The organism is Paenibacillus piri (assembly GCF_004354045.1).
Lineage (GTDB): Bacteria > Bacillota > Bacilli > Paenibacillales > NBRC-103111 > Paenibacillus_S > Paenibacillus_S piri.
Window position 1 is genome coordinate 335,992 of record NZ_SMRT01000005.1, and the last position, 25,732, is coordinate 361,723.

At 53.1% G+C, this 25,732-nt stretch carries 24 protein-coding genes and 2 pseudogenes; 24 read left to right on the forward strand and 2 right to left on the reverse strand.

What is annotated here, in order from left to right; translation table 11 throughout:
- Nucleotides 1-19: 19 nt before the first annotated feature.
- The 3 genes from E1757_RS14050 (at nt 20) to lpdA (ending at nt 4,252) form a co-directional block, all read left to right on the forward strand.
- Nucleotides 20-1,000, forward strand: coding sequence for an alpha-ketoacid dehydrogenase subunit beta (locus tag E1757_RS14050; RefSeq protein WP_133229042.1), 981 nt, complete (start codon nt 20-22; stop codon nt 998-1,000).
- 468 nt (nt 1,001-1,468) lie between these two features.
- Complete coding sequence (locus E1757_RS14055; RefSeq protein ID WP_133229044.1) at nt 1,469-2,830, forward strand: dihydrolipoamide acetyltransferase family protein; 1,362 nt, start codon at nt 1,469-1,471, stop codon at nt 2,828-2,830.
- A 3-nt stretch (nt 2,831-2,833) separates the two neighbouring features.
- Nucleotides 2,834-4,252, forward strand: a complete 1,419-nt coding sequence (gene lpdA / locus E1757_RS14060) for a dihydrolipoyl dehydrogenase (RefSeq protein WP_133229046.1) — start codon at nt 2,834-2,836, stop codon at nt 4,250-4,252.
- Between the two features lie 129 nt (nt 4,253-4,381).
- On the opposite strand, the gene E1757_RS35800 is transcribed toward lpdA, so the two are convergent.
- Nucleotides 4,382-4,522 carry a hypothetical protein gene (locus E1757_RS35800; protein WP_165972115.1) on the reverse strand — a complete coding sequence of 47 codons (141 nt, stop codon included), beginning with the start codon at nt 4,520-4,522 and terminating at the stop codon, nt 4,382-4,384.
- Between the two features lie 181 nt (nt 4,523-4,703).
- Here E1757_RS35800 and E1757_RS14065 point away from each other — a divergent pair, with 181 nt between their 5' ends.
- The 7 genes and pseudogenes from E1757_RS14065 to E1757_RS14090 all read left to right on the forward strand — a co-directional run bounded on the left by E1757_RS14065 (nt 4,704) and on the right by E1757_RS14090 (nt 10,969).
- The gene (locus E1757_RS14065; protein WP_133229048.1) at nt 4,704-6,896 is read left to right on the forward strand and encodes an alpha-galactosidase; all 2,193 of its coding nucleotides are present in this window, start codon (nt 4,704-4,706) and stop codon (nt 6,894-6,896) included.
- Nucleotides 6,897-7,037: 141 nt separating this feature from the next.
- A complete protein-coding gene (locus E1757_RS14070; RefSeq protein WP_165972116.1) occupies nt 7,038-7,265 on the forward strand; it encodes a DUF3951 domain-containing protein in 228 nt (75 codons plus the stop codon).
- A gap of 158 nt (nt 7,266-7,423) precedes the next feature.
- On the forward strand, nt 7,424-8,503 hold the full coding sequence (locus E1757_RS14075) for a Gfo/Idh/MocA family protein (RefSeq protein ID WP_133229052.1): 1,080 nt from the start codon (nt 7,424-7,426) through the stop codon (nt 8,501-8,503).
- A gap of 190 nt (nt 8,504-8,693) precedes the next feature.
- Nucleotides 8,694-9,182 carry a DinB family protein gene (locus E1757_RS14080; RefSeq protein WP_133229054.1) on the forward strand — a complete coding sequence of 163 codons (489 nt, stop codon included), beginning with the start codon at nt 8,694-8,696 and terminating at the stop codon, nt 9,180-9,182.
- A gap of 233 nt (nt 9,183-9,415) precedes the next feature.
- Nucleotides 9,416-9,463 (forward strand): annotated as a pseudogene (locus E1757_RS37195) (hypothetical protein); the annotation flags it as partial.
- Between the two features lie 45 nt (nt 9,464-9,508).
- The gene (locus E1757_RS14085; RefSeq protein WP_246079193.1) at nt 9,509-9,874 is read left to right on the forward strand and encodes a hypothetical protein; all 366 of its coding nucleotides are present in this window, start codon (nt 9,509-9,511) and stop codon (nt 9,872-9,874) included.
- 75 nt (nt 9,875-9,949) lie between these two features.
- The gene (locus E1757_RS14090) at nt 9,950-10,969 is read left to right on the forward strand and encodes an NAD-dependent epimerase/dehydratase family protein (RefSeq protein WP_165972117.1); all 1,020 of its coding nucleotides are present in this window, start codon (nt 9,950-9,952) and stop codon (nt 10,967-10,969) included.
- A 179-nt stretch (nt 10,970-11,148) separates the two neighbouring features.
- Here the strand turns inward: E1757_RS14090 and E1757_RS14095 are convergent, their stop codons facing one another.
- On the reverse strand, nt 11,149-12,171 hold the full coding sequence (locus tag E1757_RS14095) for a hypothetical protein (RefSeq protein ID WP_133229060.1): 1,023 nt from the start codon (nt 12,169-12,171) through the stop codon (nt 11,149-11,151).
- Nucleotides 12,172-12,354: 183 nt separating this feature from the next.
- Here E1757_RS14095 and E1757_RS14100 point away from each other — a divergent pair, with 183 nt between their 5' ends.
- The 14 genes and pseudogenes from E1757_RS14100 (at nt 12,355) to E1757_RS14165 (ending at nt 25,248) form a co-directional block, all read left to right on the forward strand.
- On the forward strand, nt 12,355-13,008 hold the full coding sequence (locus E1757_RS14100; protein ID WP_133229062.1) for an HD domain-containing protein: 654 nt from the start codon (nt 12,355-12,357) through the stop codon (nt 13,006-13,008).
- Nucleotides 13,009-13,041: 33 nt separating this feature from the next.
- The gene (locus tag E1757_RS14105; RefSeq protein WP_133229064.1) at nt 13,042-13,668 is read left to right on the forward strand and encodes a DUF429 domain-containing protein; all 627 of its coding nucleotides are present in this window, start codon (nt 13,042-13,044) and stop codon (nt 13,666-13,668) included.
- The gene (locus tag E1757_RS37425) at nt 13,662-13,823 is read left to right on the forward strand and encodes a DUF429 domain-containing protein (RefSeq protein WP_133229066.1); all 162 of its coding nucleotides are present in this window, start codon (nt 13,662-13,664) and stop codon (nt 13,821-13,823) included. The genes E1757_RS14105 and E1757_RS37425 overlap by 7 nt, the downstream gene beginning before the upstream one ends.
- Before the next feature lie 85 nt (nt 13,824-13,908).
- Nucleotides 13,909-15,687, forward strand: a complete 1,779-nt coding sequence (locus E1757_RS14115; protein ID WP_133229068.1) for a sensor histidine kinase — start codon at nt 13,909-13,911, stop codon at nt 15,685-15,687.
- Complete coding sequence (locus tag E1757_RS14120; RefSeq protein WP_133229070.1) at nt 15,680-17,230, forward strand: response regulator transcription factor; 1,551 nt, start codon at nt 15,680-15,682, stop codon at nt 17,228-17,230. The genes E1757_RS14115 and E1757_RS14120 overlap by 8 nt, the downstream gene beginning before the upstream one ends.
- Nucleotides 17,231-17,337: 107 nt before the next feature.
- On the forward strand, nt 17,338-18,702 hold the full coding sequence (locus E1757_RS14125; protein WP_133229072.1) for an ABC transporter substrate-binding protein: 1,365 nt from the start codon (nt 17,338-17,340) through the stop codon (nt 18,700-18,702).
- Nucleotides 18,703-18,856: 154 nt separating this feature from the next.
- A complete protein-coding gene (locus E1757_RS14130) occupies nt 18,857-20,197 on the forward strand; it encodes an extracellular solute-binding protein (protein WP_133229074.1) in 1,341 nt (446 codons plus the stop codon).
- Nucleotides 20,198-20,389: 192 nt separating this feature from the next.
- On the forward strand, nt 20,390-21,289 hold the full coding sequence (locus E1757_RS14135) for a carbohydrate ABC transporter permease (protein WP_133229076.1): 900 nt from the start codon (nt 20,390-20,392) through the stop codon (nt 21,287-21,289).
- 1 nt (nt 21,290) lies between these two features.
- Nucleotides 21,291-22,130, forward strand: a complete 840-nt coding sequence (locus E1757_RS14140; RefSeq protein WP_133229078.1) for a carbohydrate ABC transporter permease — start codon at nt 21,291-21,293, stop codon at nt 22,128-22,130.
- A gap of 223 nt (nt 22,131-22,353) precedes the next feature.
- Nucleotides 22,354-23,265: a phosphotransferase gene (locus E1757_RS14145; RefSeq protein WP_246079194.1), complete on the forward strand. Its 912-nt coding sequence runs from the start codon at nt 22,354-22,356 to the stop codon at nt 23,263-23,265.
- A gap of 204 nt (nt 23,266-23,469) precedes the next feature.
- Entirely contained in the window at nt 23,470-23,931 is a 462-nt protein-coding gene (locus E1757_RS14150; protein ID WP_246079195.1) for a GNAT family N-acetyltransferase, read from the forward strand.
- 275 nt (nt 23,932-24,206) lie between these two features.
- Entirely contained in the window at nt 24,207-24,611 is a 405-nt protein-coding gene (locus E1757_RS14155; protein ID WP_133229082.1) for an O-methyltransferase, read from the forward strand.
- Nucleotides 24,612-24,626: 15 nt separating this feature from the next.
- Nucleotides 24,627-24,734, forward strand: a pseudogene (locus E1757_RS36500) (ADP-ribose pyrophosphatase); the annotation flags it as partial.
- 163 nt (nt 24,735-24,897) lie between these two features.
- The gene (locus tag E1757_RS14165; protein ID WP_133229084.1) at nt 24,898-25,248 is read left to right on the forward strand and encodes a VOC family protein; all 351 of its coding nucleotides are present in this window, start codon (nt 24,898-24,900) and stop codon (nt 25,246-25,248) included.
- The last annotated feature ends 484 nt before the right edge of the window (nt 25,249-25,732 follow it).

Here is a 25,732-nt window from a genome sequence, read left to right on the forward strand (position 1 = left end):
AGGGGAGGAAAAGCAGACCATGGCACAAATGACAATGATTCAAGCGATCAAGGATGCAATGCGCGTCGAGCTGCAGCGCGATCCTAACGTTGTAATATTCGGGGAAGATGTAGGTAAAGTCGGCGGTGTATTCCGTGCTACGGAAGGACTTCAGGCGGAATTCGGGGAAGAGCGCGTATTCGATACGCCGCTGGCTGAATCCGCGATCGGCGGCTTGGCTGTAGGCATGGGGATTCAAGGCTTCCGGCCGATTGCCGAAATTCAGTTTGTCGGATTTATTTACGAAGCTTTGGACCAAATCGCCGTTCAGGCGGCACGGATGCGCTACCGTTCCGGCGGCCGCTATAATGCGCCGATTACGTTCAGAACGCCTTTTGGCGGCGGCGTCAAAGCGGCCGAGCTGCATACCGACCCGTTGGAGGGCTTGCTGACTCAAACGCCGGGCATCAAGGTTGTCGTTCCTTCCAATCCCTATGATGCAAAAGGGCTGCTCATCTCCGCGATTCGCGACAACGATCCGGTGTTTTTCATGGAGCATCTGAACTTATACCGCTCGTTCCGCGCGGAAGTGCCTGAGGGCGATTATACGGTGCCAATCGGTAAAGCGAATGTCGTCCGCGAAGGCTCGGATGTCACCATTATCACCTACGGCGCTATGGTGCACACGTCGCTGAAGGCTGCCGAGGAAATCGAAAAAGCACGCGGTGCGAAAGTCGAGGTTATCGACCTGCGCACATTGATGCCGCTTGATATCGAAACGATCGTTGAATCCGTCAAGAAAACGAATCGCGCGATCGTCGTGCAGGAAGCGCAAAAATCTTCCGGCGTTGCGGCCGAAGTGATCGCACAAATCAACGAAAAAGCGATTCTTCATCTGGAAGCTCCGGTACTGCGCGTTACTCCTCCGGATACCGTGTATCCTTTCGCGCAAGTCGAGGACCAATGGCTTCCTAACCTTGCCCGCATCGTAGCCGGTTTAAATAAAGTATTGGATTTCTAGAGATGTGGTGAAAAACAAGTCGCCTGCGGTCGGTATGGGTCTCTACTCGCTGTTCCGACTCCATACCGACTCTCCGGCGACTTATTCACCACACTTCTAGGAGTGCTTGGCAAGTAGTGAAAAACGCGGTGTACCAAACGCTGTGTACATGTAATTCATACCAATAGGCTTGCCGGTACTCGCAAGCCTGCCCTATATATCCCAAGCGTAGCGGGATTGCCGGTTTTGGAGTTTAAAAAGAATTCGATCACGAAGAGTTGGAGGACCGTGTGACTGACGGAGAGTTTACGTGCCGCCTTTGAAAACAGGTTTCTTCATCGAAAATCCGTCTAATAAGGAAACCTGTTTTCAACAGCGGCCGGAGGCAGTCGGCACGGTTCCGGAAACGGCCAGAGTGAACGCAATAATTTCTTTTTACACTCAAACCTCAACAATTCCCGCGTACGCCACCCTTAGGAGGTTGCTCAAGTGGCGGTATTCGAATATAAATTTCCGGAGCTCGGCGAAGGAATTCACGAAGGCGAAATCGTGAAATGGCTTGTCAAGCCGGGCGATGTAGTCAATGACGAGACGATCATCATGGAAGTGCAGAACGATAAATCGACCGTAGAAGTTCCGTCCCCCGTAGAAGGTAAAATCGTCGACATCAAGGTCGCCGAAGGTACGGTCTGTACGATCGGCGATTTGATCGCGACGATCGAAGTGGAAGGCGCGGTGCCTCAGCAGGCGAGCCACGGGCATGAAGCCGGTGCGCCTGCTGCACCGGCGGCGGCTCCAGCTCCGGCGGCCGAACCGGAAGCCGAGTGCGCTGTAGGCGGCGCGGTCGCGGCCAACGTCGCGAGCTCGAAGCTCGACACGCCGCTGGCCAGCGCAGCGGCGCCCGCTCCCGGCGCGCCTGCCGGCGGCGCGGTGCTGGCAACGCCGAGCGTGCGCAAGCTCGCTCGCGAAAAAGGCTTGAACATCGGGCAAGTCCCGCCGAGCGGGCCGAACGGCCGCGTGACGAAGGAAGATGTTCTCGCCTTCGCCGCAGGCGGCGCGCCTGCGGCAGCCCCTGCCGCCGCAAGCGAAGCTTCCGCGGCGCAAGCGGCTCCGGCCGCTGCAGCATCGGCAGCGGCGGCGCCTGGCGAACGCGTCGAGGAACGCGTTCCGCTCAAAGGCATTCGCAAAGCGATTGCGAATGCGATGGTCAAATCCGCGTACACGGCTCCGCATGTGACGCTGATGGACGAAGTCGACGTCACCCAGCTCGTCGCCCTGCGCGGCAGAGCGAAAGCCGCGGCAGAGAAGAAAGGCGTCAAGCTCACTTATTTGCCGTTTATCGTCAAGGCGTTGATCGCAGCGGCTCGTCAATACCCGGCGCTGAATGCGATGATCGACGAAGAGAAAAACGAGATCGTCTACAAAAAGTACTACAATATCGGCATCGCTACCGATACCGACAACGGCTTGATCGTTCCGGTCATCCACGATGCGGATCGCAAAAATATTTGGGCTATCGCCGACTCGATCAAAGATTTGGCAGCCCGCGGCCGCGAAGGCAAGCTGGCTCCGAACGAAATGAAAGGCAGCACGCTGTCGATCACGAACATCGGCTCGGCAGGCGGGATGTTCTTCACACCGATCATCAACTTCCCGGAAGTGGCGATTCTCGGTACGGGACGCATCGCCGAGAAGCCGGTCGTGAAAAACGGCGAAATCGTCATCGCTCCGGTCATGGCATTGTCGTTAAGCTTCGACCACCGTATTATCGACGGCGCGACAGCTCAAAACTTCTTGAACTATATCAAGCAGCTGTTGGCTGATCCAGAGCTTCTTATTATGGAGGTGTAACAAATGGTAGTAGGAGACGCTTCCGTTGAAATTGACGTTCTAGTCATCGGCGCCGGTCCCGGCGGATATGTGGCGGCCATTCGCGCCGCCCAGCTGGGCAAAAGCGTATTGGTTGTCGATAAGTCCGAGGTGGGCGGCGTTTGCCTGAACCGCGGCTGCATCCCGTCCAAAGCATTGATCAATGCGGCGCATCAGTACGAGGCGGCAGCGCATAACGACGCGATCGGCATTACCGCCGAAAACGTTAAGGTCAATTTCGGCAAAGTGCAGGAATGGAAATCCGGCATCGTGAAGAAAATGACCGGCGGTGTCGGCCAACTGCTAAAAGGCAATAAAGTACAAATATTTAACGGCGAGGCGCTGTTCATCAACGATCACGAGGCCCGTCTGTTCAACGATAACGAAACGGCGCGCTACCGGTTCAATCACTGCATTATCGCAACCGGCTCCCGTCCGATCGAGCTGAAGACGTTCCCGTTCGGCGGCCGCATTTTGTCGTCCACAGAAGCGTTGGATCTGCCCGAAGTGCCGGAAAGCCTGGTTGTCATCGGCGGCGGATATATCGGCATCGAGCTGGGTCAAACTTACGCGAAGCTGGGAGCGAAAGTTACCGTGCTGGAAGGCTCGGATTCCGTACTGCCCGGCTTTGAGAAGGAAATGTCCTCCCTGGTTGCGCGCAATTTGAAAAAAGGCGGCGTCGAAGTATTCACCGAGGCGCTGGCTCAAGGCTGCGAGCAAACCGATAAAGACGTTACCGTTACGTTCACGGTCAAAGGCGAAGAGCAAAAGGTGACGGCTCAGTATGTGCTCGTTACGGTCGGACGCCGTCCGAATACGGACGGAGACTTGTCGCTGGAGCTGGCGGGTGTCGAAATCGGCGAGCGCGGCTTTATCAAGGTCAACGAGCAATGCCAGACGAATGTGCCGCATATTTATGCCATCGGCGATATCGTTCCCGGTCTGGCGCTTGCCCACAAAGCGACTTACGAAGGCAAGATCGCGGCTGAAGCGATTGCCGGTTTGCCGAGCGTAGTCGATTACAAATGTATTCCGGCGGTCGTATTCTCCGATCCGGAAATCGCGAGCGTCGGCTTGAACGAAACGGAAGCCAAGGAGAAAGGGATCAACCTCTCGGTCGGCAAGTTCCCGTATGGCGTCAATGGCCGCGCAATGACGATGAACGCATCCGAAGGCTTCGTGAAGCTGATCGGCGATAAAGACAGCGGATTGCTGCTTGGCGCACAGGTCGTAGGGGCGGAAGCTTCGAACCTGATTGCCGAGATGGCGCTGGCGATTGAATTGGGCGCTACCGTGGAAGATATTGCGCTGACCATTCATGCGCATCCGACATTAGGCGAGATTACGATGGACGCCGCGGAAGTGGCGCTGGGCCATCCGATCCACGTTTTGGGCCGCAAATAAGGATGAAATATGGTTGACCATTATCAATAGCGAAACGAAAGCAAAAAGCTTGGGGCGTAACAGCCTCAAGCTTTTTTGCACGTGCGCTTATTCTGGGTACGGCGGCCAGGCCAGAGTCGTATTTGGACTTCAGCTGAAAATATAACGGAAAATTTTGGCGGTGCTTCTAATTCCCCCGGGAATTCGCATGAACAGCACGGAACGGTGGCGGCGGCTTTTTTGCGGTCTGTCCATGAATTGTCCAAGCGTCATTGATGATTTTTTTGTCATCAGGCTCACCTCGTCGTCATGTGTTATCTTTATGCATATGCGCACGCCGAATTGTCCTATTCCATTTTCACCTACATTTGTCCATATGACACTCGGTTCATCCATGGATTCGGCGCTTCGGAACAGGTAGTATGCAAAGTAGGCGTATGAGAGTTTATTTCGTTGAGGAGTGGGTTAACGGATGAGCATTGTTTATGATGAGCAGCAGCGCATTTTTCACCTCCGGGCCGGAGAAATGAGCTACGGGCTGCAAATTTTCGATTCGGGCTATTTGGCCCATCTGTATTGGGGGCGCAAGCTGAGCAGGCTGCAGGGCGGTCGCTTGCTGCGCACCGGCATCGACCGGGCGTTTTCGCCGAATCCGCATCCTCCGGACAGAAGCTTTTCGCTCGATTGGCTGCCGCAGGAATATCCATCGTACGGCAGTACGGATTACCGCCAGCCGGCGGTGCAGGTTCAGCTTGACAACGGCTCGACCGTTTCGGATTTGCAATATGAATCGCATACGATCCGCCGTGGCAAACCGGGGTTGAACGGGCTTCCCGCAACTTATGTCGAACAGGATACGGAAGCCGAAACGCTGGAGATTGTCCTCAAGGATGCCTTAAGCGGTCTGCGGGCGGCGCTTAGCTACACCGTTTACGAGCAGCGAAATGTATTGACCCGTTCGGTCCGGTTGACCAATGACGGGGAAACGCCGCTGAAGGTGCTGCGCGCACTGAGCATGAGCGTCGATTTCCCGCATCGCGACTACGGGCTGCTGCAGCTGTCGGGAGCTTGGTCGAGGGAAAGGCATGTGCAAAAAAGAGCGCTCGTTCCGGGCACCCAATCGGTAGAAAGCCGGCGCGGAGCCAGCAGCCACCAGCATAATCCGTTCATTGCCCTGCTTGCCAATGGCGCAACCGAGGATCATGGGGATGTATACGGGTTCAGCCTTGTGTACAGCGGAAATTTCACAGCCTCTGTCGAGGTCGATCAATTCGATACGGCTCGCGTCGGCATGGGCATCAATCCGTTCGACTTCAGCTGGCTGCTTGCGCCGGGCGAAGCTTTTCAGACGCCGGAGGCGGTGATGGTATATTCGCCGGACGGCTTAAACGGCATGTCGCAGACATATCACGGGCTGTACCGGACGCGGCTGTGCCGCGGGAAGTTCCGCGACGAGCCGAGGCCGGTGCTGATCAACAACTGGGAAGCGACGTACTTTGACTTTGACGCGGACAAGATCGAACAGATCGCCCAAGCCGGCAAGCAGCTGGGTATCGAGCTGTTCGTGCTGGACGACGGCTGGTTCGGCAAGCGCAACGACGACAAAACGTCGCTAGGCGACTGGTTCGTCGATGTGAACAAGCTGCCCGGCGGCCTGAACGATTTGGCGGAGCGGATTACGAAGCTGGACATGCAGTTCGGGCTCTGGTTCGAGCCTGAGATGATTTCCGCCGAAAGCGAGCTGTACCGCGCGCATCCGGACTGGTGCCTGCATGTTCCGGGACGTACGCGTTCGGAAGGGCGCAACCAGCTGATTCTGGACTTGTCGCGCCGGGACGTTTGCGATTTCATCGTGGGGACGGTATCCGCTGTGCTGAACAGCGCGCCGATTACGTATGTCAAATGGGATATGAACCGGCATATGACCGAGATCGGCTCCGCTTCCCTGCCGCCGGAAAGGCAAAGAGAGACGGCGCACCGGTATATGCTCGGGCTATACGATGTGATGGAGCGGATCACCGCGGCGTTTCCGAACGTGCTGTTCGAAAGCTGCTCGGGCGGCGGCGGGCGGTTCGATCCGGGCATTCTTCACTACATGCCGCAGACATGGACGAGCGACAATACGGATGCGGTTTCCCGCCTGAAAATCCAGTACGGCACGAGCATCGTCTACCCGATCAGCTCGATGGGCGCCCATGTATCCGCGGTGCCGAACCATCAGGTTCACCGTACGACGTCGCTTATGATGCGCGGCGATGTGGCGATGTCCGGCAATTTCGGCTATGAGCTCGATTTGACGAGGTTCACTCCGGAGGAGCGCGGACTTGCGAAACGGCAGGTGGAGCTGTACAAAGAGCTTCGGACCTTCGTCCAATTCGGCACGTTTTATCGGCTGCTCAGCCCTTTCGAAGGCAGCGAAGCTGCCTGGATGTTTGTTTCGGAAGATGGACGCGACTGCCTCGTCTGCTACTTTAAAGTGCTGTGCGAGCCGAACGAACCGTTGAAGCGGCTGAAGCTCAAAGGCTTGGACCCGGACGCCGCCTACCGAGCGGTCGGTACGGATGAGGTGTACGGCGGGGACGAGCTGCTGTATGCGGGATTCGGCATCCCGGTCGAGCTGCATGGCGATTTCCAGAGCCTGCTCGTTCGTTTGCGCAAGCTTTAGTCCAATCGTTATCGTCTATAATAAGGCGGCCCATGTGCGAATTTTCGCGTAATGCCGTTTTTTGGACCGGGTGGCTTTTCGGAAAATGTTATGCCGTGAGTGCGCATATGGTATACTACAGCAAAAAAGGGATTGATAGCTGTGGATATTACGTCGATCATATTGCTGGCATTAATCGGCCCAGTGTTTATATTGATCATTTATATTATGACGAAAGCGGTTATTAAGAAAAATATTCCGGACAGCCGGTATCAGCCGTTTGATTACATCATGGGGCAAACGAGCGTGCAGGTTCAGGAGCAGAAGGAAGAAAAGGAAGACGAGGACGAGCACGGCGACGACAAGGATAAAAACTTGAAAAAACAATAAAACCCTGTTCCCTTTAACGGTCTATTACGGAGGGAACAGGCTTTTTGGTTTTTGGACGCAGCGGCCGCCGGGATACGGGGATGAGTTCAACCGGACGATATTGTATAATCGAATCAGCATGAAAATTAAACGGAGGAAACAGAAAGGATGGTTGCGACTTGGCCGGGAAGACATCGTTTAGCATAATCGGGGGCGGCTTCCGCTCCGAGTTTTTTTTGCGCGCCGCCAGAGAACTGCCGGAATTATTCCATGTATCGGGCGTTGTCGTAAGGAATGAGCAAAAAGGACGGCTGTTCGGGGAAAAATGGGGCGTGTCCGTCTATCGCAGCCTTGAGGAGCTGCTGGCGCAGGAGCAGCCGGATTTCGTCGTCGTTTCGGTTGCGCGGGCGGATTGTCCCGGCTACTTGTTCGCGCTGGCCGAACGCGGCATTCCGGCGCTGGCGGAGACGCCGCCGGCCGCCGATCTGGAAGGGCTGCTCGCGCTGTACGAGCTGACGCGCCGCGGCGCGCGCATTCAGGTGGCCGAGCAGTATCACTTCCAGCCGCTGCATGCCGCGCGGCTGGCGTTGGCGGCATCCGGCCGGCTGGGCACGGTGTCCGAAGCGTACGTATCCGCCGCGCACGGCTATCACGGCGTCAACCTGCTGCGCAAGCTGCTCGGCTTCGGGCATGGCGAAGCCACGATCCGGGCGATGCGTCATGAGGCTCCGCTCATAGGGGGCCCCAACCGCAGCGGACCGCCGACGATGGAAACGACCGTGACGGCAAAGCGGGATATGGCGTGGATCGATTTTGGCGGCAAGCTCGGTGTGTACGATTTTACCGGCGAGCAATATTTTTCATGGGTGCGCTCCAGCTATGTGTCGGTCCGCGGCGACCGCGGCGAAATCGCCGACCGGCGCGTCAATGTGCTGGCCGATTACGCGACACCGCTGCATATGGACTTCAAGCGGATCAACAAGGGAGAAAACGGCAACCTGGAAGGGCATTATTTGAAAGGCATCATGGCCGGCGATCAGTGGGTGTACACGAATCCGTTCGCCCCATGCCGGCTGTATGACGATGAAATCGCCGTTGCGACGGTATTGGCGAAGATGGCGGACTATGCGGCGGGAGGCCCCGATTTCTACGGACTGCCGGACGCATCGCAGGATCATTATATCGGACTGATGATCGAGCGGTCCATCGTGACCGGCGAGGCTGTTACGACGGCTGTCCAGCCATGGGCAGCGGTTTGACTATACATGAATCCGAAACAAGAGGAACCTGGACCGGTGTGGAAACAGGAAAGCGAAAGGTGAAAAATCGCATTTGGCAGAAGCCGGCGATCGCCTGTAATCGATAAAGGGTAATCAGCAATTAAAAAGAAACTTCTTTTGTTGTTTTATGGTATGGTTAGCGTAGTCAAGCATATTGAGGAGGAGCCTTATGAATTATTCGGATTGGTTGATCGCAGAGTTAAAACGGGAAGCGGAATCGACCCGGAGGGTGCTCGAACGGGTGCCGTCGGACAAGCTTTCCTGGAAGCCGCATGAAAAGTCGATGTCACTAGGCCAGCTGGCTTTGCATGTCGCGGGCGTGCCCGGAGGCTTGGCCGAGTTTTTGGACGAATCGATTCGAGAAGTCCCGGTAGTCCCTCTGCCTGAAGCGGCATCGCTGGACGAGATCTTGTCGGCACATGATAAATACATGCAATTGGCCGAAAAGAAGCTTCTCACATGGGGAGAAGCCGGTCTCATGGAGGCATGGAAGCTCACCCGTGAAGGCATCCCGATCTTGGAAGTGCCACGAATCGAAATGGTGCGTACATTAATGCTCAATCATTGGTACCATCATCGGGGGCAGCTGACAGTTTATCTTCGTCTGCTCGAGGTTCCGGTCCCGGCTATTTACGGTCCCAGCGCCGACGAGAGCTAGCAGACCGTCGAATTTCCAGCCACCCGCTCTGATTATGAATTTACATAAAAATGCCGCTTCCATCCCCGCTCATATAGTGGTGTTCGAGGCGGTTTTGCATTTTAGCTTGACAATGCGTGCGGGCTTTTTTATTATTTATTTAACAATAAATAAATGATTGCGAGGGTGGTTGTATCGTACGCGCAGATAAGAAAACGATAATCGTCGAGGAAGCTGTCAAAATTTTCGGGGAGCTGGGGTATTACAAAACTACGACGGCGCAAGTTGCCAAAGCGGCGGGTGTGACCCAGCCTTACATTTTTCATTTTTTCAAAAATAAGGAGGAGTTGTTTAAAGCGGTGCTCGATCGGGCGGCGGCCAGGATCGAAGAAGCATTCTCCCATGTCGAAGGCTCCGCCGACCGCATCGTCAAAAATATGGGGCATTCCTTTCAGGCGATTATGGCCGCGCATCGCGACGAAGTGCTGATGGTCATGCAGGCTTACACCATTGCGGAACCCCCGATTCGCGAGCACGTCAAAGACATTTATCGGAGCATTCACCGAACGATCGAAGCTCGATTCCGGGAAGCGGACGTGCACCATGCCGAGGAGGAAGCGGCGAAATTCATGGCGACAGGGCAATTTCTCGTCGTGATCGAGGTTTTGGATATGCCGGAAATGTACCTTTTCAAGCGTGAGCCCGAGAAATGAGCTCAAGGATTGAAACGGTGCTTTTTTTGGAAGTCAATTTATTTATCAATAAATAATTAAAAGGAGATGGAATGGATGCGCGCTTTTGTAACTGGAGGAACGGGATTGTTGGGCAATAATTTGGTACGGGCATTGACGGAGAAGGGATGGCAGGTCAAGGCATTGGCGCGGTCGCTTTCCAAAGCGGACAGGCTGCTGCGCAGTCTGGATGTGGAGCTGGTTGAGGGGGATATGATGGATGTGGATTCATGGGCGAACCGGCTGAGCGGCTGCGACGTACTTTTTCATACGGCCGCCTATTTTCGGGAAACGTTCCGCAACGGGGACCATTGGACGAACCTGGAAAAAGTAAATGTGATCCGGACCGTTCGTCTGTTCGAGCTCGCGAAGCTTCATGGAATCGGGAAAATCATCCACACAAGCACGAATGCAACCATTCGCAAGCGCGAGGACGGGCGGATCAGCGATGAGAGCGACCTGCTGAATCCGCACGAAACGCTCAATTTGTACGGGAAAAGCAAAGCGATCGGGGATTTGGCAATCGAAGCATTGGCGCGGAAGCATCGCATTTCGGTCGTTACGATAATGCCCGCATGGATGTTCGGGCCGGGCGATGCCGCGCCGACGGGGAGCGGCCAGCTGGTGCTGAATTTTCTTAACCGCAAGCTGCCGGGCTATTTTCCTTCCGGCATTGACGTCGTCGATGCGCGCGATGTGGCGTCGGCAATGATCGGCGCAGCCGAAACGGCGCCGGGCGGAGAGCGGTACATCGTGTCCGCGTATCACAAAAGCCTGGAAGAGCTGTTCCGGATCATGGAGCAAGTGTCCGGCGTGAAAAGCCCCACCCGGAAATACCCGCTCCCGATGGTGTATATGTCGACATGGTTGAACGAAAGGATAGCGTCGCTCAGGCAAAAGGAAACCGACCTGTCTGTCGGGGAACTGCGGGTCATGACGGAAATGAAGCGCACGAGCAGCGCAAAGGCTCTCAAGGAGCTGCAAATTTCGTTTAGACCTTTTGAAGACACCATCCGGGATAGCGTGGAATGGCACCGAATCCATACGATGGCCGGAAATGAAGGGCTTAACGTATGAGGGTTCCTCATTCGAACGATTCCGAAAATAGGCAGCCGGAGCTGACCGAGGGCATCGATCGTGCGCATCCAATTTTTCTGCTGGATCATCAGCCGTCAGGCTTTGATCGTATATTTTGAGTGCGGACAGCCTCCGGATTCAAGGTCTCATGCTCATCACTACGGCTCGACCGACCGGCCTTACGGCTTTACTTTGTCCCAGACAAGCAAAGCTCCCGAGGCGCCCGCAGGCTTGACGGCGACCAGACGGCGACGGACAACCGCCATTCCCGGCTGCCGCGGTCGGGCCGGCTTCGCCGCTAAGCCGTGCGCGGAGCCGGATTTGCGCGGCCTTGCTGCAGTACCGGCGCTGCGCCTTGCGTCGCCCGGCTTTTTATTCGGCCGCCTCGAGCCGGCTGCTGCGGTGCCGCTTGAGCTGCCGCCGGATGACGCCGTTTCAGTCCGGCTCCGCTTGGCAGTCGGTTTGCCGCCTGGGATGGACGCCCCCGGGACTGCTCCCGAACGGTGCGGCAATACCGGCGCCGCGGACTGTGGCGGACGAGACCGCCGTTTAACGGCCGTGGGAGCAGCTGTGGCGATCCGCAGCGTGCGGGAGGATTGGTCGTATTCAAGCGGCGTCGATTTGCCTGCATTGAGACCGAAGCGGCGCAGATTGCCCGGGTGAAGACGAATATGGCCGGAGTAAGCATTTTCGGGTACGATGAGCTTCAGCCTTTTGCTGAGCGGTCCTTTGCGCAGCGTTACATGCATGCCCGGCTGGCCAGGAATCCCCAGCTTGCTGAGCAGCCTGTAGCCGATGATGATGGAGTGTGCGGCCTGTTTGCGGGGATTGGCCAGAATCAGTCCGGTTGCCGTGTTCTTCGTCAACCGCTGCAGCCGCAGCTCGTTTCTGCCGGCATTATAGGTCAGCATAACCCGGCTGCCATCCTGCAATCCGAACGTCTTCGCGGTTTGCTCGTCGATTTCGATATAATTGAACGAACACTCCGTGCTTTGACTGTGGGTGACGACGACGTTTTGCGCCGTTTCGCCGAGAATCAGCGAAAGCTCGGTTCCGTCTGGGATGACATGGAGGTCGTTCGCCGGCCCTCCCTCGCAATTGGATATGAGCATCAGCGATTTATCCTTCAGCTCGTTTGAGATATATACGTCCACGACACCTTGTGCCATAACGGTCACTTCCATTTCTGATAAAATTTGCATTAGACGCAAGCACCTGTTTTTTAAACTATGTAGTCTTTAGTCCTGATGTTTGTGCGGATGTACCGGTAGGAGGCAATTCGGGGGCTATGCATAAGTCCGCTCGCAGAGCATCGGCATTGTTCCGGCCGCTCATTCCACTTATACTTAGGAATACGAGACTAGGCACCTGAAAGGAAAATGAACATGGACGAACAATGGCTGTTGAATGAAGCGAGAGCTTATGTTAAAAAGCAGCTGGAAACCGATTCCAGCGGTCACGACTGGTGGCACATCGAGCGGGTGACCCGCTTGGCCCGGCGCATCGCCATGGAGGAAGGCGCGGATGTCTTCGTATGCGAGCTGGCCGCGCTGCTGCATGATATCGCGGACGAGAAGCTGAATCCGTCCATGGAAGCGGGACTGCGGAAGGTGCGGGATTGGCTGGAGCTGCACCGCGTCCAAGCCGATGCCGCCGCGCATGTCATGCAGATAATAAGCACCATTTCGTTTAAAGGCGGACATAACCCGCCGGTCGCGACGAAGGAGGCGCAGGTCGTGCAGGATGCGGACCGGCTGGACGCGATCGGCGCCATGGGCATAGCGCGAACGTTTGCATATGCGGGCTGGAAGGGCGATTTGATGTACGATCCCGGGCTGCCGCCGCGGACGGAGATGACCCGCGAATCTTACAGGCATGGCAAATCGACGGCGGTCAATCATTTTTACGAGAAGCTGCTGAAGCTGAAAAATTTGATGAACACGGATAGCGGCAGGCGGATCGCCGAGAGCCGGCATTCGTTTATGGAGCGCTATTTGGATCAGTTTTATGAGGAATGGGAAGGCCGCGATGCCAAGTAGTCCAAGCAAGCTTGCGATAGAGGTGCCGGCCGAATGAGAGATGAGCCTGTCATGCCGCTGCTGCCGCAAGCAGCAGCGGTGGCGGACGTCCGGCAGCCGTTCATTTGTACCGGTATCGACGGATGCCGTGCGGGATGGATTGCCGTTACGTTAACGGATGCTGCGGACAGCGCGCAATTATCTGTCCACCCGTCGATCGAATCGCTATGGGAGAGCCGACGGCAGTCGAAGCTGCTGCTGATCGACATGCCGATCGGCCTAATATCGGCAGGGACGGAGGAACGGCTGTGCGACCGGCTTGCCCGGCAAAGGCTCAGGCCGCATCGAATGTCGTCGATTTTCCCGGTGCCGGTGCGCGCCGTGCTGACCGCAGCCACGTACGAGGAAGCGGGCGCCATCAACCGGCGGCTGGCAGGACGCGGCCTGTCCAAGCAATCATGGCATCTCGTGCCGAAAATCTGCGAGCTCGACATTCTGTTGCGGGCGAGGAAGACGCCCGCAGCCGTTTCAGGGAAGCGCATCCGGAAGTATGCTTTGCCGCGCTGGCCGGCGCACCGATGCGGCACAATAAAAAGACGGACGCGGGCTATCTCGAGCGGATGGAGCTGCTCCGCACCTTATATCCCGGGGCGGACGATGCGATCCGAAACGGCTTGCTAAGCTATCCCCGCAAGGATGTATCGAGGGATGATCTCGTAGACGCGCTCGTGCTGGCCGTCAGCGCAGCTGCCGGCAAAGGCAGGCTCGTTCCCGTCCCCGATCCGCCGGTGCCGGACGACTGCGGACTTCCTATGGCCATCTGGTACGGGAAATAAATAACCATAACCTGACTATTGGAATAGACGTTCCGTTATTGTACGATATGGCTATAACGAAATCGCTTTCATTAAGGGGGCAGGCATGAAACGCGTATCGTATTCTGTCAAATCGGCTTACACGAACATGAGAATCAAGCATCGCGTGTTTGCACTGATCTCTCTCATTATGGCCTTTTGCTTTCTCATCACGTATTTCTCGCTGCAGTACGCTTATTCGATCTATGACGAGCAATTGTACTCCAGATCGTCGCAGCTGCTGAACGTTTCCTCCGGCGGAATCGAAAACGAGCTGAGAAAAATGGACCGTCTTGCGTTCAATATCGTGACGGACGCCCAGATTCAAAGTCTGCTGCCGGCGATCAATCAAGGAACGCTGTCCGAATTCGAGACGTTCCGCCTTCGCTCCTTCATTACGGATAAGCTTGTGCAGTACGCCGGATACGAGAAATATATTTATTCCCTGGAAGTGACGGATTTGCTCGAGGGCCAGGCGCGTGCGGGCCAGACGATTTATTCGTCCCCGGTCAAAAAGCAGCTTATCCTGGATGAGATAGCTCTAGGCGAAGGGGAGACGCGCTGGATTATGCCGGATGATCAGGATGTTTATTTGATCGCCGCCCGGGAAATTCGTTCTTACCAAAATTTGGAACTCAACCGGCTAGGCACACTTACGATGCGCATCCGTTTCGATAAAATTGTTGAGGACGTTGTGTGGAATACGGAGCTGAAAAAAGGGGATATCCGCGTTACATCCGGCAATCATACGATTTTTCCGATCAACCGGGAAAATGCCCTTCCGCCGGTGTATCCCGCCAACGACGAATGGAAGAAAGGGTACGCGATCAAGGAGCTGAACGGAGAGCCATATTTTTACACGCAAATTCAATCCGATTATTTAGGCTGGACTTATCACAGCTTAATTCCTTTCAATCAAATTTTTACGAAAATCGTTCTGATGAAAAATATTTTGCTCGCAGGATTTATTATCAGCCTTGTATTGACGATGCTGTTGGCGATTAATTTCTCCAGAAGCCTGACGCGGCCGATTGAAGAGCTGATCGGTCAAATGAAGCAGGTGCAGAAGGGCGATTTTCAACTGGCGGAGCAGGAAGCGACCGGATGGTCGAATCTGCAAATGGACGAGGTCGGCCAGCTGCAGCGGACGTTCCGCATCATGATAAGGCAAATCAACGAGCTGATTACCGAAAACTATGCCAAGCAGCTTACGATCAAGGAAACGCAATTCAAAGCGCTGCAGGCGCAAATCAATCCGCATTTTTTATACAACACGCTGGATTCGATCAACTGGCTCTCCAAGACGAACGGGCAGCCGCAAATTTCCAAAATGGTCGAATCGCTCGGTTTTTTGCTGCGCAGCTCGATTAGCCTGAAAGACACGCTGATTACGGTTGCCGAAGAGCTGGATATCGTGATGAATTATATTACGATTCAACGGTTCCGCTTCGAGGAACGGCTCGTCTTTGAACTGGACATTCCGCAGGAGGCGATGTCTCTGACGCTGCCCAAGCTGACGCTGCAGCCTTTGCTGGAAAATTCGATTCACTACGGTCTTGAAACCATGCTCGTACCATGCCATATCCGGATCAGCGCGAAGCGCGCGCCCGGGAGCTATATTATTGTCGTGGAGGACGACGGCCCCGGCATGGATGAACGGCTGCTCGAGCTTGTAAGAAAGGGAGAAGCCGACACCCGCGGCAGCGGCATAGGATTGAAAAACATCGAGGAACGGATCGTTCTGGCGTTCGGTGAGCGCTACGGCATTGAGGTGGACAGCGAAGAAGGACGCGGGACCAAGGTTTCGGTCATCATTCCGGATGAAACGGGGGGTCAACATGTATAAAGTTTTGCTTGTCGACGATGAACGCCTTATTTTGGACGGCATTTCCAAAGTGGTCGACTGGGCGTCGGCCGGTACGGAGCTTGCCGGAACGGCGAGAAACGGGATCGAGGCATTCGAGAAGGTAAGGCGGAACCCGCCGGATATTGTAATCAGCGATATTAAAATGCCGGGCATGGACGGGCTGCAGCTTGCGGCCAAGCTGTCCGAAGCGTACCCGCGCATCAAGCTGGTGCTGCTGTCGGGCTTCAGCGATTTCGAATATGCGCGCTCGGCGCTGCGCTACGGGGTCAAGCAATATTTGCTGAAGCCGTGCAACGAAAATAAAATCGCCGATGTGCTGCAGGAGCTCGTGGCCGAGCTGAATAAGGAAGAACAGCGCGAGCAGTTCGTCAGCAGCATCCGCTACGGGCTGGAAAAGGTGCTTCCCCATGTCAAAGAACAGTTTCTGAAGGAATTCGTCACCAACAAAACGTACGGCAACCATGACTGGGAATATTACCGCAGCTTGTTCCGGCTCGATCTCGGGAGCAGCGACGTGCGGTTGATTTTGTTTCAGCTGGAGGACTCATTTGAATTCGAGCACATGTTTGCGGTCAAAAATATCGCCGAGGAGCTGCTGAGCAAAACCGTACTCAGCTCGACGGTCGGCGAGCAGGTGCTTGTCGTCGTCGAGGATGCGGTGCCGTTGAACGAGCTGCACGATTGCATCAAGCGAATTCGCGAAACGTTTCTTCGCTACTATAAAATCGATCTGACGGTTGCCTTAAGCGAAGCGAGCGATATTACCCAGGCGCGGAAGCTGTATAAGCAGACGCTGGAATGTTTGAATCACCGCTTTTACGTTGGCGCGGGCAGCTTGATCACCAAGCGCGACATCGTCGGAGCCGAGCCTTGCGATTATAGTGAGCTTATGTTCGACGAAGACAACCTGATGCTGCAAATTAAAACCGGCTGCTGGGAGGAGGCCTGTCATGAAATCGACATTTTTTTCCGGCAGGTGGCGGGCTTGCGGTCCGGCATACCGACGGCCAAGTCGTATGTCATCCAGCTGTTCATGTCGATCATTCGCCAAGGCGGCTCCGATGCGATCCATCATTACCGGGATAAGCTGGTCGCGCTGATGGATTTGGAGACGCTGCAGGCGATTCAGGCTTTTTTCAAAGATATTGCCCGGCAGATTACAATGAGCCATTATGAGCGGACGAAGAACAAGCATTGCGATATCGTAGAAAAAATGCTGAAGATCATCGACTCGCATCTGGGCAATCCCGAGCTGTCCTTGAACGGAGTCGCCAATGAGATGCTCTATATGAATCCAGATTATTTGGGCAAACTATTCAAAAAGGAAACCGGCGAAAAATTTTCCAACTACGTCATGAAGGCAAGAATTACGAAGGCTACGGAGCTTATCGATCAAAAGCTGGATATTAAAATATTCGAGCTGGCGGAGCAGCTCGGCTTCGGCGATAATCCGCAATATTTCAGCCAGGTGTTTAAAAAGTATACGGGCACCACGCCCACCGACTATATGAAAACCATTTGATCTCCTCTGTTTTTTAAACAACCAAGACGGTATATCACATGTTATTCCAAACCCTTTAAGCGGATAATGGCATTGTAGATAGCCGTTATCCAAAGGAGGGTGCGAACATGAAGAAAGCGTTGACGATGACGCTTTTCGCCTCATTGCTGCTGAGCGCTGCGGGCTGCGGCGGCGGTGCGGGCAGTACCGTCGGCAGCCCGGAAAGCGGTTCGCCGCCGGCTGCGGACTCTAAAGCCAACCCGGCGGCGCCTGCAGATGCAAATGCGAGCAAAGCTCCGGTAAAGCTGCGTATCGCATGGTGGGGCGGCCAGGCGAGGCATGATTACACGTTGAAGGTTATTGACATGTATCAGCAAAAATACCCGAACGTGAAGATCGAGCCCGAATACGCCTCATTTGACGATTATTGGAAGAAGCTGGCTCCGCAAGCGGCTGCGAACGATTTGCCGGACATGATTCAGATGGACCTTTCTTATTTGAGCCAATACGGCGGACGAGGCTTGTTGGAGGAGCTTCGCGCCTACACCAAAAACAATAAGATCGACGTCAGCGCAGTTTCGCCCAATACGTTGGCCAGCGGCGAATATAACGGAAAATTGTATCAAATTACGCTTGGGATTAACGCGCTCGGCGCAACGGTGGACCCTGAACTGGCGAAAAAAGCCGGCGCATCGGTGCCTGACAAGGATTGGACCTGGGACGATATGGAAGCGCTTGGCAAGCAGCTGAAGGCTAACGGCAAATTGTTGATGGACTATATGCGTTATGACGTCTACTTCCCATACTATTTGCGTACGGTGGATCAAAAGATGTACGCGGCGGATGGCGCATCGCTCGGCTATGCGGACGATAAGCCGTTTATCGACTACTACAAGCGCTATCAACGATGGTACGATGCCGGTTATTTGCTGCCGCTCGACAAGCTGGCGCAGAAAAAGTTTACGCCGGAGGACGATGAGATGGTACTGGGCAATTCGTTCGGCTCATTCGCCTGGTCGAATCAGTATGTCGCCTGGAACTCCGCGGCCAAACGCCCGACCGAGCTCATCCCGATCCCCGGCCCGAACGGCAACAAGGGCTTGTACCTGAAGGCAAGCATGGGCTTTTCCATCACAAAAAATTCGAAGCAAAAAGAAGAAGCTGCGAAGTTCATCAGCTTTTTCGTCAATGATATCGAAGCGAACCGAATCATTAAAGGCGAGCGCGGCGTGCCGATTTCCTCCAAGGTGAAGGAAGCGCTGAAGCCGGTGCTGAAGCCGGAGGAGTCCAAAGTTTTCGATTATGTGGCTTGGGCGGAAGCGAACAGCAGCCCGGGCGATCCTCCAAATCCGATCGGCTCCGTCGAGGTGGAGAAGCTGTTGAAGGATATAAGCGAACAAATTTTATACAAAAAAATTGCAGTCGAGGATGCCGCGGTCAAGTTCCGCAAGGAGGCGAACGCGATTCTCGCCCAAAATCGCACGCTGCCTTGACACACGCGGACGTCCGTTAAGAAAGGCAGCGCCGGTTAATCTTGGGAAAAAAAGTCTCTGTTTTTTAAACAAGGATACCGGAATTTTTAATTCTTATTTCTCCGCCGAAATAGGATAATGAGTAATGTACTCAATCAAGGGGGAGGAAATAAATATGAAGAAAGCGCTAACAACATTGGTTTCGCTATCTCTGCTTCTGACTGCCGCAGGCTGCGGCGGCGGTACGACCACTCCAACCGGGACACCGGCGGCGGGAGGGGATGCGGCCAAGAAGCCTGAAGCAGCCGCCTCTGACAAGAAAGAACCCGTCAAGCTGCGCATCGCGTGGTGGGGGGGACAGGCAAGACATGACTATACACTGAAAATTATCGAGCTGTATCAGCAAAAAAATCCGAACGTCAAGTTTGAGGCCGAGTATGCCGCTTTTGACGACTACTGGAAAAAACTCGCTCCGCAAGCGGCGGCTAACGATCTTCCGGATATTATCCAAATGGATGACGCTTATATCAGCCAGTTCGGAGGAAGAGGCCAGCTTGAAGATTTGCGGCCTTACATGGAAAGCGGCAAGCTGGATAAGAGCAATATCGCCCCCGGATTTCTGAAGATCGGGGAATACGACGGCAAGCAGTATCAGATCACGCTGGGCGTTAATGCGCTCGGAGCGACAGTGGATGCCGAGATGCTGAAGAAGGCTGGCGGTTCCTTACCCGCAAAGGACTGGACTTGGGACGATATGGAGGCAGCCGCGCAAAAGCTTAAAGCATCGGGCAAGCTGCTGGGTGACCGGATTGATCAAAAAACGTTCTTCGCTTACTACTTGCGTACCCAGGATCAAAGACTCTACAACGCAGACGGCACGGCTTTAGGCTATAGTGACGACAAGCCGTTTATCGATTATTTCAAGCGCTATCAAAAATGGTATGACGCAGGGTATGTGCTTCCTTTAGATAAATTGGCGACGAAGAAGTTTACGCCGGAAGATGACGAGATGGTGTTAGGCAACGCTTTCGGAACCTTCGCCTGGTCCAATCAATACATTGCCTTTAATGCGGCTGCGAAACGTCCGACCGAGATGCTGCCGCCTCCGGGGCCGAATGGCAAAAAAGGCTTGTTCCTTAAATCGAGCCAAGGCTTATCGGTGACCAAAAACTCGAAAAACAAAGAGGAAGCTATCAAATTTGTGAATTTCTTCATAAATGACATTGAAGCGCATAAAATTATGAAAGGTGAACGCGGCGTTCCGATCAACTCTAAAATTCAAGAAGCGTTGAAACCTTTGTTAAAACTTGAAGAAGTGAAAGTTTTCGACTATGTGGCTTGGGCGGAAGCGAACAGCAGTCCGAACGATCCTCCGTATCCGGTCGGCTCGGTCGAAGTTCTCAAAGTACTGCAGGATGTGACAGAACAAATTCTTTATAAGAAAATTTCCGTCGAAGACGGCGCGGCCAAATTCCGTAAAGAGGCTAATGCGATCCTAGCGAAAAACAAAAAGTAAGCGATTAGGGGGTCAGAACGGCATCTTGGGTGCTGCCTTCTGACCCTTTCTGCAATTCCGCTGCCGCAAGCAGGGGCGAATCTGTTTTTAACTAGGTCGGACAGTTTCTGCCTTCTTAACCCCGGGAGCTTACATCAATGACGGATAAAATTGGGACAAACCTATTCAATACTGGCATAAGGGGTTGAAATTATGAAGCTGCGTGAAAACGACAATGTGGTCGGGTACGTGTTTACCGCTCCATTCATACTCGGATTCCTGATCTTTACATTGTATCCGATCCTGTCTTCACTCTACTATTCGTTTACCGAGTATAATTTGATGGAAGCGCCAAGATGGATCGGCTTTGATAACTACGACAAAATGTTTTTTGACGATGAAAAAATATGGAAGTCGTTTCAAGTTACGTTTACGTATGTGTTCGCCAGCGTACCGCTCCGGCTTGCGTTCGCGCTCATTGTAGCGATGCTGCTCAACAGGGCGATCAGCGGGATCGGGATTTACCGGTCGGCCTATTATTTGCCTTCGCTCATAGGCGGCAGCGTGGCCGTATCGATCATGTGGGTGCAAATTTTCGGCGACAAGGGGCTTCTGAATTCATTGCTGGGCGCAGTCGGCATTCACAGCGACACCTCCTGGATCGGCAGTCCGGGAACGGCCTTATGGACGCTGATCGCGTTGTCCGTATGGCAGTTCGGCTCGTCCATGCTTATATTTCTGGCCGGGCTTAAAAATATACCGGTTTCGTATTACGAAGCGGCCGGCGTAGACGGAGCCAACGCGTTCCACCGCTTTTTCAAAATAACGCTGCCGCTGCTCAGTCCGATTATTTTGTTCAATCTGATCATGCAGACGATATCCGCGTTTATGACCTTTACGCCCGCTTACATTATTTCCAGGGGTGAAGGCGGACCGCTCGACAATACGCTGCTTTATTCGCTCTACTTGTACCGGAGGGCTTTCGTTTTCTTCGAGATGGGCTATGCTTCGGCCATGGCCTGGGTGATGCTGATCATTATCGGTCTGATCACGCTGGCTATATTCAAATCATCCGTGTACTGGGTCCATTACGAGACGAAAGGAGAGAAGTAGCATGCCGTTGCGTAAAAATAACGCGTGGATTTATCATCTCATCGTCGGTGCATTGGCTTTCATCATGCTGTACCCGATCATTTGGCTCGCCGCCAGTTCCCTGAAGCCGAACAGCGAAATATTTTCCACGGCGTACAGCCTGATTCCGAGCCGTCTGGAATTTAATAACTACGTTACCGGTTGGAAAGGCTTCGCCGGCAATACGTTCGGCACCTTTTTCAAAAATTCGTTTATTATCGTTATTTTCGCCACCATCGGCGCCGTGCTTTCTTCTTCTCTCGTCGCTTACGGGCTGGCCCGCATTCCGTTCAAAGGCAAGTCGTTCTGGTTTGCCTGCGTCATGATGACGCTGATGCTGCCGCATGACGTGACTGTCATTCCGCAGTATGTCATGTTCGCCAAGCTGGGCTGGCTGTCCTCGTTCAAGCCGATCATCGTCCCGAGCTTTTTCGGAATGCCGTTCTTTATATTTCTGATCATGCAGTTTATCCGGACGATTCCGCAGGAAATGGACGAGGCGGCGAAAATGGACGGCTGCAGCAAATATACGATCTTTTTCCGGATTATTGTGCCGCTGATCGTACCGGCGCTCGTGACCGCGACGATTTTCTCCTTTTATTGGAGATGGGATGATTTCATCAACCCGCTGCTCTATTTGAACAAGCCGACGCTCTACCCGGTATCGCTGGCGCTGAAGCTGTTCCTGGACGGGGATTCGCTCAACAACTGGGGCGGGATGTTCGCCATGTCGACGCTGTCTCTCGTACCGATCGTCGTCATATTCTTTATTTTTCAAAAATATATCGTCGAAGGGATCAGCACCAGCGGTTTGAAGGGCTGATTGGTCGATACCTCGCACGGTTGCCGTACGTGCGATCTGACAAACCGTCGTTTCATTGAAACGGCGGTTTTTCGCATGCTATTGTATGCGTGTTATTGTCAGAGTATGAATGTTGAAAAGGCCATGGTAAAATATTCCTGATGCTATAAAAGCTACGTCATCGTCTAAACATCGTGTTCCCGCCGCGGGTTATTATATCTATAGAATTGGAGCTGATGCAGTATTGAGTAAAGATAAGCTTGTTTCAAAAATGTTATCGACAGCGGAAACCATGGGTCTAACTAATGTTACACCTATTGTGCTTAGTGATGGAGGGAATTTGAATATTCATTTGACTCCCTATCCGGTTGTTGCTCGATTGGCCGCGGCTCTTTCAGAGGAAGATTCAAAACATGCTCATACAGTGCTCGATCGGGAGCTGCGGGCAGCGCATCACCTCGATGCGAAGGGTGTTCAAGTGCTGCTGCCTTGCGACCTGATTGATGCAGGGCCGTACGATGTCGATGGGACATGGATGACGTTATGGAATTATGTGCCACCAACACCCCTGCAGCCTCCTTCGCCGAGCGAAGCCGTTGATCTGGTAAACAGGCTTTCCATAGCAATGAAAGACTTCGATGATGAGCTTCCTGTGCTGGGAGTTTGGGAGCGGACTTGCCGGTCCGCCGCAAGATTGAAGCGGCAATCCGATCCGCGTATACAAGCATTGCTTCAAATCTTCCATAAGGCAGATGAACGGATGCGATCGGAACCGGACTCGTTAGTACCGTGTCACGGCGATGCCCATGCGCGAAATTTAATACCCGGCCCCGAGGGCTGGATCTGGATGGACTTTGAGGATGTATCCTTAATGCCTGCTTACTGGGACTTGGCTTCATTTGTTTGTAATCTCGCCTTGTTCGGCGGATTTCAGGAGCCGACTTTTAAATACATGCTCGGCCATACCGGCATTGCGGCTGATCCACAAGCTTTCGGATTTGCTATGACCGCACGTACGCTAATGTCTGTGCTGGGTAATTTGGACTTTGCTCTGGAAGGTCATGGGGATTTAGCATTTGCAAATCGACAACTGGAGCATGCGGAACATTTTTTAATCCAGCTCGACCTGATCTTTGAAATAGAGGACGGTATTTAATCATCGGATGACGATGGTCGAAGATAACTAGATGTTGTGGAGTTACCCCTAATAGTAAAATGAATCATCCGGAAACGTGGTACAACAGCAGGAAAGCCGAATTGTATCCGGCAATGTTTATAATCAAGTCCAGGAAGCTTTGAATATTTCACGATACATATTACGGTAGCTTGTTGATTGTAAAAACGAGGTGGAGGTATTTTTGTGGGTCAAGAGTCAGATGTTCTGACAATCGAGTTCGTTAACGACGAGACACAAATACAGGCCAAGCAATTAATACTTGATGGTTTGGAAGAGCATTTCGGGTTCCTGGATACGTCTCTTAACCCCGATTTAAACAATATTGTCGACCATTATATAAAGAATGGAAATGTTTTTTTAGTAGGATTAGTCCAAGGTGAAGTAGTTTGCAGCGGGGCGCTCATCTCGGTCAATGATAATTCAGGAAGAATTGTAAGAATGTCTGTAAAGAAAACATTTAGGAGAAATGGTTTTGCCGGCATCATCATAAGAGCGTTGGAACAGATCGCGAAAGAAAAAGGATACAAGAGCATCATGCTGAAAACAATCATTCATTGGTCCGATGCTGTCGGCTTCTATACGAGTCAAGGCTACAGGAAAAGCAACCTGGAAGGTGATAGTGTGACCATGATAAAAACCATGTAATCAGCATATCGATACATATTATTGCGACCGATGCTCCGTTTCTATTTGACAATGAAGGCCGATCCATTCCATGCATAGAGGAGGACAACGATGAGTTCATTGTATCGCTCTACAACCTATATACCTCAACTGGTCAATGAATGCAAGAAGCTGGCTGAAGAAGCTGGGTTTACAAAATCATGCACAGATCCATTCGGTAGATTATTGAATGCGTTAGTGGGGCAAGTCAGCGGTAAAATTTTGGAGGTTGGGACAGGCTTTGGAGTAAGTACATCATGGATTATTTCGGCAATGACAAAAGAAGCGAGCCTGATTACCGTAGATTGCGACGAATCCCAAGTGAGCAGGGTCAAGCAAACATTGAAAGGGATCGAGTAGAGTTTTATTGCGGGGATTGGAAAGAAGTGTTGGAGAGAGGCCCTTTCTGCTTTATTTTTGCGGATGCTGCAGACGCCAAGAGGGATAACCCGGACAAGTTATTTGGAGCCTTGGAGGCTGGTGGTATGCTGGTAATGGATGATTTTACTCCGGAACCGTATTGGCCGGAAGATTGGAAGGGGAAGCCGGATCGAGTTAGACATTATTGGTTGAACCATCCGCAGCTTGCTGCAACCGAAATACTTGTAACTCCCAGAGAGGCAGTAATTATTGCATCGAAGTTAAGCGATGAGGATATTTAATGATTAAAGGCTAATGATCTCGGTCTGTCGTCAAAAGAGGTCGCAGTGAAAGAAATAAAAGAAGAGTCGGGATTTCAGGTCGAAGCAACCCGTTTATTGGGAGTAATGGACAAAAAGTTCCATCTGTTCCGGCGGACTGTTTTCATCGATAACCTTCGGAAGGTTAAACTAACGTGACGGGTTTTAACGCGCAAATCAACAATGCTAAAGCCAAAAGATGATCACTTGCTTGAATGTGATACGATCTATATGAAATCAATCTCTTAAACAAAGGATGTGTAATCTCATGAAGCTGAATCATGTCAATCTTACGGTCACGGACGTTCCCGCCGCTCGACAATTTCTGGAGAAATATTTCGGACTCAAAAGCATCGATACGAGCGAAGACGCGCGCGGCGATTCATTCGCCGCATTGTTTGACGATGATCGATTGGTACTCACATTGATGAAAGGAGCCCAAGTCAGTTATCCCAAAACGTTTCATATCGGGTTCGCCCAGGAAAGCGAAGAGAAGGTGAATGAGATCCATCAACGGTTGAAAGACGATGGATTCAATGTCGCGCCGCCGCAAAGATCGCATGGATGGACCTTCTATGTGAAAGCGCCGGGCGGTTTTACCGTCGAAGTCCTTGCATAAATGTATTTAGCTAAGTTAAAGCCAGGGGCTGTCCAATAAGGGTATCAATCGGTGATATAGTCCCCCAAAATATGCAAAGCCGCCTCCAACACCACTATATAAGTGGGGATGGAAGCGGCTTTTTATATGGTGCGCCCGGCATGGGCGATAACTAGGCGGTGAAAGTCCGCTACAGGCTTGGCAGTAGGAACTGTTAGCCGAAGGCAAGGGTGTCCGTCGCGAGGCGGAATCTGAAGGAAGCCGGAGGCAAACCCTCGGTCTGACGAACAGAAATCACATACAAGGCATGGTGAGACGGACGAGCTTGCCATACAAAGCAAAGTCCAATACTGCCCGAATCTCATCATGTAGATGTGGCAGATAGATGAGGGGAAAGTTATCGCTCTTACCCGGGGAGGTCTCACAGACGTGAAGTAGGAAAAAAAAAAAAATCCGAAAGACGGAGTAAAGCTCGCTGTGAGAAGTCAGCAGAGGCCATAGTACG